Source organism: Pseudomonas sp. GD03862 (genome assembly GCF_029840855.1).
GTDB classification, from domain to species: Bacteria; Pseudomonadota; Gammaproteobacteria; order Pseudomonadales; family Pseudomonadaceae; genus Aquipseudomonas; species Aquipseudomonas alloputida.
In genome coordinates, this window is the sequence record NZ_JAOCDI010000029.1 from 69,669 (window position 1) to 83,437 (window position 13,769).

The 13,769-nt window shown below is 62.2% G+C and carries 11 protein-coding genes; all 11 read right to left on the minus strand.

Going from position 1 to position 13,769, the window contains the following annotated elements; translation table 11 throughout:
• Positions 1–3 precede the first annotated feature (3 nt).
• Complete coding sequence (locus tag N5D53_RS18670) at positions 4–1,632, minus strand: CTP synthase (RefSeq protein ID WP_012270851.1); 1,629 nt, start codon at positions 1,630–1,632, stop codon at positions 4–6.
• Positions 1,633–1,899: 267 nt separating this feature from the next.
• Positions 1,900–3,183, minus strand: coding sequence for a tRNA lysidine(34) synthetase TilS (tilS, locus tag N5D53_RS18675; RefSeq protein WP_104962433.1), 1,284 nt, complete (start codon positions 3,181–3,183; stop codon positions 1,900–1,902).
• A 171-nt stretch (positions 3,184–3,354) separates the two neighbouring features.
• Positions 3,355–4,302 carry an acetyl-CoA carboxylase carboxyltransferase subunit alpha gene (locus N5D53_RS18680; RefSeq protein WP_003252323.1) on the minus strand — a complete coding sequence of 316 codons (948 nt, stop codon included), beginning with the start codon at positions 4,300–4,302 and terminating at the stop codon, positions 3,355–3,357.
• 106 nt (positions 4,303–4,408) lie between these two features.
• On the minus strand, positions 4,409–7,933 hold the full coding sequence (dnaE, locus tag N5D53_RS18685; protein ID WP_104962434.1) for a DNA polymerase III subunit alpha: 3,525 nt from the start codon (positions 7,931–7,933) through the stop codon (positions 4,409–4,411).
• Between the two features lie 186 nt (positions 7,934–8,119).
• Positions 8,120–8,743: a ribonuclease HII gene (gene rnhB / locus N5D53_RS18690; protein ID WP_104962435.1), complete on the minus strand. Its 624-nt coding sequence runs from the start codon at positions 8,741–8,743 to the stop codon at positions 8,120–8,122.
• 1 nt (position 8,744) lies between these two features.
• The gene (lpxB, locus tag N5D53_RS18695; RefSeq protein ID WP_104962436.1) at positions 8,745–9,872 is read right to left on the minus strand and encodes a lipid-A-disaccharide synthase; all 1,128 of its coding nucleotides are present in this window, start codon (positions 9,870–9,872) and stop codon (positions 8,745–8,747) included.
• Between the two features lies 1 nt (position 9,873).
• The gene (lpxA, locus tag N5D53_RS18700) at positions 9,874–10,650 is read right to left on the minus strand and encodes an acyl-ACP--UDP-N-acetylglucosamine O-acyltransferase (protein ID WP_010952681.1); all 777 of its coding nucleotides are present in this window, start codon (positions 10,648–10,650) and stop codon (positions 9,874–9,876) included.
• Positions 10,647–11,087: a 3-hydroxyacyl-ACP dehydratase FabZ gene (gene fabZ, locus N5D53_RS18705; RefSeq protein WP_003252314.1), complete on the minus strand. Its 441-nt coding sequence runs from the start codon at positions 11,085–11,087 to the stop codon at positions 10,647–10,649. Before fabZ ends, lpxA begins: the two co-directional genes overlap by 4 nt.
• A gap of 114 nt (positions 11,088–11,201) precedes the next feature.
• Positions 11,202–12,257, minus strand: a complete 1,056-nt coding sequence (lpxD, locus tag N5D53_RS18710) for a UDP-3-O-(3-hydroxymyristoyl)glucosamine N-acyltransferase (protein WP_020190323.1) — start codon at positions 12,255–12,257, stop codon at positions 11,202–11,204.
• A 1-nt stretch (position 12,258) separates the two neighbouring features.
• Positions 12,259–12,762, minus strand: coding sequence for an OmpH family outer membrane protein (locus N5D53_RS18715; RefSeq protein ID WP_003252311.1), 504 nt, complete (start codon positions 12,760–12,762; stop codon positions 12,259–12,261).
• Between the two features lie 44 nt (positions 12,763–12,806).
• On the minus strand, positions 12,807–13,769 hold a 963-nt coding region (locus N5D53_RS18720), incomplete at its 5' end, for a BamA/TamA family outer membrane protein (RefSeq protein WP_274142376.1).

Consider the following 13,769-nt stretch of genomic DNA (forward strand, 5'->3'; position numbering starts at 1 on the left):
CGATCAGGCCTTGTTCTTCTGAGCCAGGGCTGCCTTGACGAAACCACTGAACAGCGGGTGGCCGTCACGCGGGGTGGAGGTGAACTCCGGGTGGAACTGGCAAGCGACGAACCACGGGTGATCCTTGGACTCGACCACTTCCACCAGCGCGCCGTCTTCGGAACGGCCGGAAACCACCAGACCAGCGTCCACCAGTTGTGGCAGCAGGTTGTTGTTCACTTCGTAGCGGTGACGGTGACGCTCGGTGATCACGTCCTTGCCGTAGCAGTCGTGCACCTTGGAACCGGCAGCCAGCTGGCAGTCCTGTGCGCCCAGGCGCATGGTGCCGCCCAGGTCGGAAGCCTCGTCGCGGGTCTCGACGGCACCGGTGGCATCGGCCCACTCGGTGATCAGGCCGACCACTGGGTGGCCGCTGTTACGGTCGAACTCGGTGGAGTTGGCGTCTTTCCAGCCCATCACGTTACGGGCGAATTCGATGACGGCCACCTGCATGCCCAGGCAGATACCCAGGTACGGCACCTTGTTCTCACGGGCGTATTGCACCGCAGTGATCTTGCCTTCCACACCGCGCAGGCCGAAACCGCCCGGTACCAGGATGGCATCGGCGCCTTCGAGCAGGCTGGTGCCCTGGTTCTCGATGTCTTCCGAATCGATGTAACGCAGGTTGACCTTGGTCCGGTTGGTGATGCCGGCGTGGCTCATCGCTTCGATCAGCGATTTGTACGCATCCAGCAGCTCCATGTACTTGCCGACCATGGCGATGGTCACTTCGTGCTCCGGGTTGAGCTTGGCATCGACCACCTTGTCCCACTCGGACAGGTCGGCGCCATTGCACTGCAGGCCGAAGCGCTCGACGACGAAGTCGTCCAGGCCCTGAGCATGCAGCACGCCCGGGATCTTGTAGATGGTGTCGACGTCTTCCAGCGAAATCACCGCACGCTCTTCAACGTTGGTGAACAGCGCGATCTTGCGACGCGACGAAGCATCGACCGGGTGGTCGGAGCGGCAGATCAGCACATCAGGCTGCAGGCCGATGGAGCGCAGCTCCTTGACCGAGTGCTGGGTCGGCTTGGTCTTGGTTTCGCCAGCGGTGGCGATGTACGGGACCAGGGTCAGGTGCATCAGCATGGCACGCTTGGAGCCCACTTCGACACGCAGCTGGCGAATCGCCTCGAGGAACGGCTGCGACTCGATATCACCCACGGTACCGCCGATCTCCACCAGGGCCACGTCGGCATCGCCGGCACCCTTGATGATGCGACGCTTGATTTCGTCGGTGATGTGCGGGATGACCTGGATGGTCGCGCCCAGATAATCACCACGACGCTCTTTGCGCAGCACGTGCTCGTAGATACGGCCGGTGGTGAAGTTGTTGTTCTGGGTCATGGTGGTGCGGATGAACCGCTCGTAGTGCCCCAGGTCGAGGTCGGTCTCGGCGCCATCGTGGGTGACGAACACTTCACCGTGCTGGAACGGGCTCATGGTGCCCGGGTCGACGTTGATGTACGGATCCAGCTTGAGCATGGTGACCTTCAGGCCCCGCGCTTCCAGGATGGCCGCCAGGGAAGCCGAGGCAATGCCTTTCCCCAATGAAGAAACAACACCGCCCGTGACGAATATGTAGCGCGTCATGAAAAACCCTAGAAGTCTGCGTTAAGGCGGCCAGCGCCGCCGGAGAAAGCGAAGGAAGGCCGAAGCCCCCGATCACCTGCGTCAATCACAGTGCATCTCGAAAAACTGCCGCGTCTGTACAGCCAGGGTATACCCGGCATGGCGTTCGCTCGTCATTTCCAGAATCAGCTCGGCAAAAAACTGCTTGGTAATCGGCAACCCCTGTGTTTTCGCGGAACCCACAGAAGTTGTATCAAGAAGGGAGGGTAGTCTACCGGAATGTACCCTTCAGCTCAAACCTTGCGCGTTCGTCGGTAACTGCCAGTGCAGTTGGCAATCCGCCTGCACCAGCCCGGGCAGGTTGGCCACCGCCAGCAGGCGTTCGCCGTGATACAGCAACGGCAGGCGCGAGCGCAGGAAATGCGGCACCTGCTGTTCGTTGAGCAGGCGCTTGAGGTCCCGCCGGCCACGGCCGGGAACCTCCAGCATTTCCCCCCCCTGACGGTAGGCAATGCGCAACACGCTCGACACGGCTGCGCCAACAAGACGCACGCAACCATTGCCCGGCAACCGCAACGGCCGATCAGGGTCGGGCCAGGCCAGCGAGCCAGCCGGTTGCTGTAGCCAATCACCGCTCAGCCACCAGATGCGCCCGTGGCTACGCACCAACCGTCCATCGGCAAGCCGCCAGACTGGCCGGGCATCGGCAGCGGCATCGCGCAGGTCTGCCCAGCCGGCCCAGTGCCGGGTATCGGGCAAACGGGTGCGCTGGCTCAGCCAGTACTGCAAGGCATTGCGCTGACGGGCCGGCGATAACGCCAGCAGGGCGGCCAGGTCGAGGGAATCCAGCCCCGGCCAGGCGATGGGCGCCCCCTTGCCCGCAAGCGCCAGATCCTCTTGGGCCAGTTCGTCCAGCAAACCCAGCGCCTCGCCCAGATGCTCTGCTGCCCGGGCGAAGTTCTGGCTGGCCTGTGGCCAACGTTGCTGCAAGTGCGGCATCACTTCGCCGCGCAGGTAGTTGCGGGCGAATTGTGTGTCGAGGTTTGACGGGTCTTCGATCCAGGTCAGCCCTTGGGCTTGGGCATAATCCTGCAAATGTTGCCGGGAACAGGCCAGTAACGGCCTGACCAGGCTGCCCTGCCCCAGCGCCCGCTGCCCCGGCATTGCCGCCAGGCCCCGCAGGCCGGCACCACGCAACAGGCGGAACAGCAGGGTCTCGGCCTGGTCGTCGCGGTGCTGGCCGGTGAACAGGATATCGCCCGGGCCGAGCACTTGCCTGAAGGCGGCATAGCGGGCATCGCGAGCGGCCTGTTCAAGGCTGGCGCCTGGGGAGACCTGGACGTGGATGACCTGAAGTTCAACGTCGAAATTGTCGCAGATGGCCTGGCAGTGGGCGGGCCAGGCGTCGGCAGCAGCTTGCAGGCCGTGGTGGATATGGATGGCGCGCAGCGGGGGGGATGCGTGGTTGCGGGCGTATTCGGCCAGCAGGTGCAGGAGGACGGTGGAATCGAGGCCGCCGGAGAAGGCGACGTACCAGGTGGGGGCGTTGAGCCAAGGAGTGAGGTTGATCATCTAGCCCTCGCTCGATTCCAGAAAGCATTCGCGGGCATGCCCGCTCCCACACGTACGGCGCAAGCCTCAAGGGCAGCGCAATACCTGTAGGAGCGGGTTTACCCGCTAACACCGGCGAAGCCGGTGCCATCAATCACAAGGGCCGCAAAACGGCCCCGGGGCAAATCAGAATCAGAGGCCGTAGCTCATCAGGCGCTCGTAACGACGGGCCAGCAGCGCATCGTTGTCGAACTTGCCGAGCATGTCCAGCTGCTGCACCAGATCGGCACGGATGCTTTCGGACATCTTGGCCGGGTCACGGTGGGCGCCGCCCAGCGGCTCCTGGATGACCTTGTCGACAATGTTCAGGCTCTTCAGACGCTCGGCGGTGATGCCCATGGCCTCGGCCGCGTCTGCTGCTTTATCGGCAGTTTTCCACAGAATCGAAGCACAGCCTTCCGGCGAGATCACCGAGTAGGTGGAGTACTGCAGCATGTTCAGTTGGTCGCACACGCCAATGGCCAGTGCACCACCGGAACCACCCTCACCAATCACGGTAGCGATGATCGGGGTTTTCAGGCGTGCCATGACCCGCAGGTTCCAGGCGATGGCTTCACTCTGGTTGCGCTCTTCGGCGTCGATACCCGGGTAGGCGCCCGGCGTGTCGATGAAGGTCAGGATCGGCATCTTGAAGCGTTCGGCCATTTCCATCAGGCGACAGGCCTTGCGGTAGCCTTCCGGGCGCGGCATGCCGAAGTTGCGACGCACTTTCTCGCGCACTTCACGGCCCTTCTGGTGGCCAATGACCATGACCGGCTTGCCGTCCAGACGCGCAGTACCACCCACGATGGCGGCGTCGTCAGAGAAGTGACGGTCCCCGTGCAGCTCTTCGAACTCGGTGAAGATGTGCTCCAGGTAGTCCAGGGTGTAAGGACGACGCGGGTGACGGGCCAGGCGGGCGATCTGCCAGCTGGTCAGGTTGCCGAAGATGCTTTCGGTCAGGGTGTTGCTCTTGTCTTGCAGACGGGCAATTTCATCGCTGATGTTCAGCGAGTTGTCGTTGCCCACCAGGCGCAGGCCTTCGATCTTGGCTTGCAGGTCGGCAATCGGCTGTTCGAAGTCGAGGAAATTCGGGTTCATAGTCATCCGTCTTGGGTCTACGGCCAGGCGGCCGGCCGGTTGATCCGTTTGGCGCCATACCTTAAGGGATCAGGCGCATTCAGGTCGAGATTAAATTTTTATCGGTTCAACGATATTGCAGGAAGACGTTCTCACGCCCGAACTGGTCACGCAGCGCCTGAATCAGCCCATCGGCTGGGTCGATCGCCCACTGCTCGCCAAACTGCAGCATGGCCTTGGCGTCGCTGCCGGTGTACTCCAGCGTGATCGGGCAAGCACCGCGATGGCGGGTGATCAACTCGCCCAGCCATTTCAGCCGGTCGCCCTTCAGTGCGTCGTGCGCCACCTTCAGGCGCAGGCTCTCGGCCAGCTTGGTGCGCGCGTCTTCCATGGTCATCACCTGCTTCACCCGCAGGCGCAAGCCCCCGGAGAAGTCGTCATTGCTGACCTCGCCTTCCACCACCACCATGGCATCGGTCTGCAGCAAGGACTGTGCCGCCATGAAGGCATCGGCAAACAGCGATGCCTCGATCCGTCCGGAACGGTCATCCAGGGTGACGAAGCCCATCTTGTCGCCCTTCTTGTTCTTCATCACCCGCAAGGCAATGATCATGCCCGCGATGGTCTGGGTTTCGCGCGACGGCTTGAGGTCGACGATGCGCTGGCGGGCGAAGCGGCGGATCTCGGTCTCGTACTCGTCGATCGGGTGGCCGGTGAGGTAGAGGCCAAGGGTGTCTTTCTCCCCCTTCAGACGCTCCTTGAGGGTGAGCTCGCGCACCTTGCGATGGTTGGCATAGACGTCGACATCTGCCGCGTCGAACATGCTGCCGAACAGGTCGACATGACCACTGTCAGCGGTATGCGCAGCCTGCTCGGCTGCCTTGATGGCCTCGCCCAGCGCCGACAGCAAGGTTGCCCGGTTGATGTCGATGTTGGCGTGGTAGGCCTTGATCTCGTCATGGAAGTGCGGGCCAAGGCGGTCCAACGCGCCACTGCGCACCAGCGCATCAAGGGTACGCTTGTTGACCCGCTTGAGGTCGATGCGTTCACAGAAATCGAACAGGTCCTTGAACGGACCGCCTTGGGCACGGGCCTCGACAATCGCCTCCACCGGGCCTTCGCCGACACCCTTGATGGCGCCAAGGCCGTAGACGATACGGCCGTCGTTGTTGACGGTGAACTTGAAGTCCGAGAAGTTCACGTCCGGCGCGTCGAGGCGCAGCTTCATGCTGCGCACCTCTTCCACCAGCACCACCACCTTGTCGGTGTTGTGCATATCCGCCGACAGGACCGCAGCCATGAACGGCGCCGGGTAGTGGGTTTTCAGCCAGGCGGTCTGGTACGACACCAGGCCATAGGCGGCGGAGTGGGATTTGTTGAAGCCGTAGCCCGCGAACTTCTCTACCAGGTCGAAGATGTTACCGGCGAGGTCCGCATCGATATTGTTGGCTACGCAACCCTCGATGAAACCACCGCGCTGCTTGGCCATTTCCTCGGGCTTTTTCTTACCCATGGCCCGGCGTAGCATGTCGGCGCCACCCAGGGTGTAACCCGCCATGACCTGGGCGATCTGCATCACCTGTTCCTGGTACAGGATGATGCCGTAGGTCGGCGCCAGTACCGGCTTGAGGCCTTCGTACTGGTAGTCGGAGTGCGGGTAGGCCAGCTCGGCGCGGCCGTGCTTGCGGTTGATGAAGTCGTCCACCATGCCCGATTGCAGCGGGCCCGGGCGGAACAGCGCAACCAGTGCAATCAGGTCTTCCAGGCAGTCGGGCTTGAGCTTCTTGATCAGCTCCTTCATGCCACGCGATTCAAGCTGGAACACCGCCGTGGTTTCGGCCTTCTGCAGCAGCTCGTAAGTCTTGCGGTCGTCCAGCGGGATGAAGTCGATGTTGAGGTCGGGCAGGTTCTTCTTGGCCTGCTCGCGGTTGATGATCTCCATCGCCCACTTGATGATGGTCAAGGTACGCAGGCCGAGGAAGTCGAACTTCACCAGGCCGGCGGCCTCGACGTCATCCTTGTCGAACTGGGTTACCAGGCCACCACCCTCTTCATCACAGGCGATCGGCGAAAAGTCGGTGAGCTTGGTCGGTGCGATAACCACACCACCGGCGTGCTTGCCGGTACCCCGGGTCACACCCTCCAGCTTCAGGGCCATGTCCCAGATTTCACGGGCGTCTTCGTCGCCCTTGAGGAAGTCACGCAGGATTTCTTCCTGCTCGTAGGCCTTCTCCAGGGTCATGCCCACTTCGAAGGGGATCATCTTCGACAGGCGGTCGGCCAGGCCATAGGATTTGCCTTGCACCCGCGCCACGTCACGCACCACCGCCTTGGCGGCCATGGTACCGAAGGTGATGATCTGGCTCACCGCATTACGGCCGTAGGCCTCGGCCACGTAGTCGATCACCCGGTCACGGCCGTCCATGCAGAAGTCGACGTCGAAGTCGGGCATGGAAATACGTTCAGGGTTGAGGAAGCGCTCGAACAGCAGGTCGTAGGCCAGCGGGTCGAGATCGGTGATCTTCAGTACATAGGCCACCAGCGAGCCAGCGCCCGAACCGCGGCCCGGGCCAACCGGTACGTCGTTGTTCTTGGCCCACTTGATGAAGTCCATAACAATCAGGAAGTAACCGGGGAAGCCCATCTGGATGATGATATCCAGTTCGAACTTCAGGCGGTCCAGGTAAACCTGACGCTTTTCTTCGTAATTGGGCGTGGTCTCTTTCGGCCACAGCACGGCCAGGCGCTCTTCCAGGCCTTCGTGGGCCACATGCCGCAGGTAGTCGTCGATGCCCATGCCGTTGGGCGTGGGGAAGTCAGGCAGGAAGTACTTGCCCAGCTGCACCTGGATGTTGCAGCGCTTGGCAATCTCGACGGTGTTGGCGATGGCGTCGGGCAGGTCACTGAAGAGCTCGGCCATTTCCTCGGCCGACTTCAGGTACTGCTGGTCGCTGTAGCAACGCGGACGGCGCGGGTCATCGAGGGTCCAGCCCTCGCCAATGCATACGCGGGTTTCGTGGGCGTCGAAGTCCGTCTGCTTGATGAAGCGTACGTCGTTGGTAGCCACCAGCGGGGCGCCAAGCTTGTCGGCCAATGCCACCGCCGCGTGCACGTATTCTTCGTCGCGTGCCCGATTGGTGCGCTGCACTTCAACATAGAAGCGCTCGGGGAACATGCCCATCCAGTCTTGAAGAAGCGCTTCGGCTTCGTCTTGCCGACCCGCCAGCAGCGCCATGCCAATGTCGCCTTCCTTGCCCGCGGACAGGGCAATCAGGCCCTCGCTGGCCGGGGCGATCCATTCACGCTGGAGGATGACCAGGCCATTGCGCTGGCCATCGGTCCAGCCGCGCGAGATCAGTTCGGTGAGGTTGCGATAGCCCTTGGGGTCCATGGCCAGGAAGCAGATGCGCGACAGCGGGGCTTCCGGGTCGGCACCGGCCAGCCACAGGTCGGCACCGCAGATCGGCTTGATGCCGGCGCCCATGGCCGTCTTGTAGAACTTCACCAGCGAGCACATGTTGCTCTGATCGGTGATCGCGACCGCCGGCATGTTCATCCCGGTCAGCGCCTTGGCCAGCGGTTTGATCCGCACCAGGCCGTCGACCAGCGAGAATTCGGAGTGGACGCGCAGGTGAACGAAGGGAACCGACATGGAAGATCCTGTAGCAGAGCTTAACGACAAGGGCGGGATTGTAGCCTAACTAGGGGCTTTTTTTGGGCCTGCTTTGCAGCCCTTGGCGGGCACGCCCGCTCCCACAGGTACGGCCCCGCTGCTCAGACCGATGAATCCTGTGGGAGCGGGCGTGCCCGCGAAGGGCCGCAAAGCGGCCCCAATAGGTCAGATCAGGGAATCGGTGACGCCTTCGCGAGCATCCCAAGCCGCCCGCACCGGGGCGAAGGAACGCCGATGAATGGGCGTAGGCCCAAGACGCGCCAACGCCTCGAGATGCACCGGGGTCGGGTAGCCCTTGTGCCCGCCAATGCCATAACCCGGGTAGATCAGTTCGAACGCACTCATCTCCCGATCACGGGTCACCTTGGCCAGGATCGATGCCGCCGCAATGGCCGGCACCTGGCTATCCCCCTTGACCACCGGTGCTGCCGGCACCGCCAGCTTCGGGCAGCGATTGCCATCAATCAGGGCCAGCTTTGGCGTAATGTGCAAGCCCTCCACTGCCCGCTGCATGGCCAGCATGGTGGCCTGCAGGATGTTCAGGCTGTCGATTTCCTCGACTTCGGCGCGGGCGATGCAGAAGCTCAAGGCCTTTTCGCAGATCTCGTCGAACAGCGCCTCACGCCTGGCTTCGGTGAGTTTCTTCGAATCGTTCAGACCGAGAATCGGCCGCGCGGGATCAAGAATCACTGCCGCCGTTACCACCGCGCCGCACAGCGGGCCACGGCCCACTTCGTCAACGCCGGCGACCAGGTCTTCTACCAGGTTGAAGTCCAGTCCAATTTGCATGTCAGCGGTCCTTGAGCAGGGCCAGTACCGCCTCGGCCGCCTGATTGGAGGCGTCACGGCGCAGGGTGCGGTGAATTTCGTCGAAACGTTCGGTCTGCTGGCTTCCATCGCGCACCAGCGGCGCCAGGGTGTTGGCCAGCGCTTCGCTGGTAGCGTCGTCCTGCAGCAACTCGGGCACCAGCTCTCGCTGGGCCAGCAGGTTCGGCAATGACACGTAAGGGCTTTTCACCAGACGCTTGAGAATCCAGAAGGTCAAGGGCGCCAGGCGGTACGCCACCACCATCGGCCGCTTGTACAGCAACGCCTCGAGGGTGGCGGTGCCCGAGGCGATCAGCACCGCGTCACAGGCCGCCAGGGCCTGGTGCGACTGGCCATCGAGCAGGGTCAGCGGCAGGTGGCGCCCTTCAAGCATCTGTTCGATCTGGGCGCGCCGCGTGGCGTTGGCGCAGGGCAACACGAAGCGCACACCCGGCACTTGTTGGCTGAGGCGCTCGGCGGCGTCAAGGAACAACGCGCCCAGGCGCCCTACTTCGCCACCCCGGCTGCCCGGCATCAGCGCCACCACCGGCCCCTCGCCCAGGCCCAGCGCGGCGCGCGCGGCCGGGCGGTCGGCTTCAAGCGGTATGGTGTCTGCCAGCGGGTGGCCGACAAAACGCACTGGCACACCCTGCTCTTCGTAGAACCGCGCCTCGAACGGCAGCAGCGTCAGCATCAGGTCGCAGCCTTCGCGGATCTTCAGCACGCGCTTCTGCCGCCAGGCCCACACTGACGGGCTGACATAGTGCACGGTCTTGATCCCGGCCTGGCGCAGCTTCAGCTCGATGTTGAGGGTGAAGTCAGGGGCGTCGATGCCGATGAATACGTCGGGCTTTTCTTCGATCAGGGTCTGGATCAGCAGCTTGCGGCGCTTGAGCAGCTCGCGCAGGCGCCCCAGTACTTCGACCAGTCCCATGACGGCCAGGCGCTCCATGGGGAAATAGGATTGCAGGCCCTCGGCCTCCATCAAGGGGCCGCCAACCCCGATGAAACGCACGTCGGGGTGGCGCGCCTTGAGGGCACGCATCAAGCCTGAACCAAGAATATCGCCACTGGCCTCACCGGCGACCAGCGCTACGCAAAGCTGGGCCATATCAGCGCGTGATGCCGCGAGCGGAGCTCAGGATCGACTGACGGAACAGCTCGACCTCAGGGTGTTGCGTGGCCGGTTCGGCCAGCTCCTTGAGCGCGTCTTCGACGGTCAGGCCCTGACGGTAGACAATCTTGTAGCAACGACGCAGCACATGGATCACCTCGTCGCTGAAACCGCGGCGGCGCATGCCCTCGAAGTTCATGCTGCGGGCTTCGGCGGGGCTGCCGAACACGGTAACGAAGGCCGGAACGTCCTTGCCAATGGCCGTGCCCATGCCGGAAAACGCGTGGGCGCCAATATGGCAGTACTGGTGAACCAGGGTGTAACCGGACAGGATCGCCCAGTCACCCACATGTACATGACCTGCCAACGCCGTGTTGTTGACCAGGATGCAGTGGTTGCCGATGACACTGTCGTGGCCAATGTGGGCATAGGCCATAATCAGGTTATGGTCACCCACGGTGGTTTCCGCGCGGTCCTGAACAGTACCGCGGTGGATGGTCACCCCTTCGCGAATCACATTGTGATCACCGATCACCAGGCGCGTCGGCTCACCCTTGTACTTCAGGTCCGGGGTGTCTTCACCGATCGAGGAAAACTGAAAGATACGGTTGTGCTTGCCGATGCGGGTCGGGCCTTTGAGCACAACATGCGGGCCGATAACGGTGCCCTCCCCGATTTCTACATCAGGGCCAACGATCGACCAAGGGCCGACCTCGACGCCGTCGGCCAGCTTGGCCGACGGATCGATAATGGCCCGAGGATCAATCGAATTCATAGGGAGCGTTCCGCGCAGGTGATTTCTGCCGAGCAGACCGGCTTGCCATCGACAAGGGCGCGGCACTCGAACTTCCAGATCATGCTTTTACGGCTGAGGAACTTGGCTTCCAGCACAAGCTGGTCACCCGGCAGAACCGGCTGACGGAAACGCAGTTTGTCGGAACCGACAAAGTAGTACAGGGTGCCATCGGCCGGCTTGGCATCGAGCATCTTGAAACCAAGGATGCCGGCCGCCTGGGCCATGGCTTCGATGATCAGGACACCCGGCATGATCGGGTGTGCCGGGAAGTGGCCATTGAAAAACGGCTCATTGATGCTGACATTCTTGTAGGCACGAATGCTCTGGGCCTCGAAGTCCAGATCCGTCACACGGTCTACCAGCAGAAACGGGTAGCGGTGAGGCAGGTATTCGCGAATCTCGTTGATGTCCATCATTTCGGTGGGGAAGCCTGTAATAAGAATAGGGAGCGCAGGTGCTGACCACACGCTCCTTTTGCAATCCAAAGAGGAGCCAGCTAGCGACTGTTCACTCTTGCTCAGGGAATGGTATCAGCCTTCTGATGTCGGCAGGCCACCTGAGGTCACGGTATCGACGCGTTTTTCCAGCTGCTGGAGACGCTTGGCCATGTCGTCCAGGTGGCGGATACGCGCGGCGCTCTTGCGCCAGTCAGCCAGCGGCTGCATGGCAGTGCCGGAAGAATAGGAACCCGGTTCAGTGATCGAACGGGTAACCATGGTCATTCCGGAAACGAAAACGTTATCGCAAATATCGATGTGCCCAACCAGCCCCACACCCCCGGCCAGCATGCAGTGCTTGCCGATGCGCGTGCTGCCGGAGATTCCGACGCAAGCGGCCATGGCAGTGTGATCACCGATCTGCACGTTGTGAGCGATCTGGATCTGGTTATCCAGCTTGACCCCGTCGCCGATCCGGGTGTCGGACAGCGCGCCACGGTCAACAGCAGTATTTACGCCGATCTCCACGTCATCACCAATGGTGACGCCGCCGATCTGCGCAATCTTGCGCCAGATGCCCTTCTCGTTGGCAAAGCCGAAGCCCTCGCCGCCGATCACGGCACCCGACTGGATGACCACACGCTTACCGATGGTCACGTCGTGATACAGCGTGACCCGCGGTGCCAGCCAACCACCTTCACCGACCACACTGCGGGCACCGATGAAGCAGTGTGCGCCGATGCTGACGTTGGCGCCGATGCGCGCACCACTTTCGATGACCGCGAACGGCCCGATGCTGGCGCTGGCGTCCACCTGGGCATCTTCCGCCACCACGGCGCTGGGATGTATTCCCGCCTCAGCCTTGGGTTTGGGATCGAACAGGTGGGAAATCCGCGCGTAAGCCAGGTACGGGTCCGCCACGATCAGGGTATTGCCGGCAAAGCTTTCGGCATCCGCAGCCTTGAGCAGCACCGCGCCGGCCTGGCTGTTATCCAGGTACTTGCGGTACTGCGGGTTGGCGAGGAAGCTCAACTGCGTCGGGCCAGCCTCCTGCAAGGTGGCCAACCCGGTAATCTGCAGCGCCTCGGGCCCCTTGAGGGTAGCTCCGAGTACCTCGGCCAGCTGGCCTAGCGTCATGGTCACACTCATATCAACGGGCTTGGTTCATGCGCTCGATGACTTGGCGGGTGATGTCGTACTGAGGTTTGACATCGATGACCGCACCACGCTCGAGGACCAGGTCGTAGCCGCCCTTCTTGATCACTTCCTCGACAGCACCATCCAGCTTCGGCTTCAGTTGCTTGAGCATGTCGCGATCAGCAACGGCCTTGGCTTCGTTCAGTTCCTTGGACTGGAACTGGAAATCGCGGGCCTTTTGCTTGAACTCGAGCTCCAGGCGCTCACGCTCCTGCTGCTGCATCTTGTCGCCGCCCTTGATCAGGCGGTCCTGGATGCCCTTGGCACTGCTTTCCAGGCTTTTCAGCTTGGTCAGTTGCGGACCGAATTTCTTCTCGGCATCAACCGCATACTTCTTGGCGGCATCCGACTCGAGCAGGGCCATCTGGTAGTTCAGGACGGCAACCTTCATTTCGGCGAAAGCCGGGGTGGCTACCAACGCCGCGGCCACTACGGCCAATTGAGCCAATTTACGCACGATGCACTCCTGGATAAACCGTTGTCATTAAGCAAGGGCCGACCTTAGAAGGTCTGGCCCAGAGAGAATTGGAACACCTGGGTATCGGCATCGTCCGGCTTCTTGACCGGCATTGCCAGGCTGAAGCTCAGCGGGCCCAGTGCGGTAATCCAGGTCACGCCCAGGCCGACCGAACTGGCCATGCCCGAGAACCCGACCTTCTCGCAATCAGGTTTGTTGCCGCAATTGGTGTCGAACACGTTACCCACGTCCCAGAACACAGAGGTGCGCAGTGAACGCTGGTCCTTGACGAACGGCAGCGGGAACAGCAGTTCGGCACCGCCCTGCACCAGCACGTTACCACCAAACGGCAACGGATCCTGATCCGGGTCGGCGATGGTGCCTGGCTTGCCACCTGCGGCCTCGCCGATGCTCGGGGTACTGCGTGGGCCCAGGCTGCTGTCCTTGAAGCCACGGACGGAGTTGAAACCACCCGCGAAATAGTTCTCGTAGAACGGCAGACCGGAGGTGCTGCCGTAACCATCACCATAGCCCAGCTCGGTATGCAGGCGCAGGGTGTAGTCGCTGGTGATCGGCTTGAACAGCTGGCCACGGTAGTCAAGCTTGAAGAACGACAGGTCGCTGCCCGGAACGGTGGACTCCAGGGTCAGGCTTTGCGAGTGACCACGGGTGGCCAGTACGCCTTTGTTCAGGGTCGACTCGGACCAACCGATCGAGGCCTTGAAGTTCAGGAAGTTGTCACCCTCCTGCTCGAGGAAATCGAAGATCTCGTCGACGGTGTATTTGCCGGTCTTGATCTTGTCCTGCTGCACGCTCAGGCCGTAGGTCAGGCGCGAGGTTTCGCTGATCGGGTAGCCCAGGCTGACGCCGGCACCGTAGCTGTCCACCGCATAGCTGGCAACGTCGACGTCGAGGTCGTCGTAATCGGTGCTGCGGTAGAAGGCGTTGTAGCCCAGGCTGACGCCATCGGCGGTGAAGTAGGGATCAACGAAACCGAAGTTGTAACG

Coding starts and splice junctions, on each gene's coding strand:
- fabZ (WP_003252314.1), bottom strand. CDS start 11,087: ATGATGGACATCAACGAGATTCGCGAATACCTGCCTCACCGCTACCCG.
- tilS (WP_104962433.1), bottom strand. CDS start 3,183: ATGATCAACCTCACTCCTTGGCTCAACGCCCCCACCTGGTACGTCGCC.
- rnhB (WP_104962435.1), bottom strand. CDS start 8,743: ATGCAAATTGGACTGGACTTCAACCTGGTAGAAGACCTGGTCGCCGGC.
- N5D53_RS18670 (WP_012270851.1), bottom strand. CDS start 1,632: ATGACGCGCTACATATTCGTCACGGGCGGTGTTGTTTCTTCATTGGGG.
- lpxD (WP_020190323.1), bottom strand. CDS start 12,257: ATGAGTGTGACCATGACGCTAGGCCAGCTGGCCGAGGTACTCGGAGCT.
- lpxB (WP_104962436.1), bottom strand. CDS start 9,872: ATGGCCCAGCTTTGCGTAGCGCTGGTCGCCGGTGAGGCCAGTGGCGAT.
- N5D53_RS18680 (WP_003252323.1), bottom strand. CDS start 4,302: ATGAACCCGAATTTCCTCGACTTCGAACAGCCGATTGCCGACCTGCAA.
- lpxA (WP_010952681.1), bottom strand. CDS start 10,650: ATGAATTCGATTGATCCTCGGGCCATTATCGATCCGTCGGCCAAGCTG.
- dnaE (WP_104962434.1), bottom strand. CDS start 7,933: ATGTCGGTTCCCTTCGTTCACCTGCGCGTCCACTCCGAATTCTCGCTG.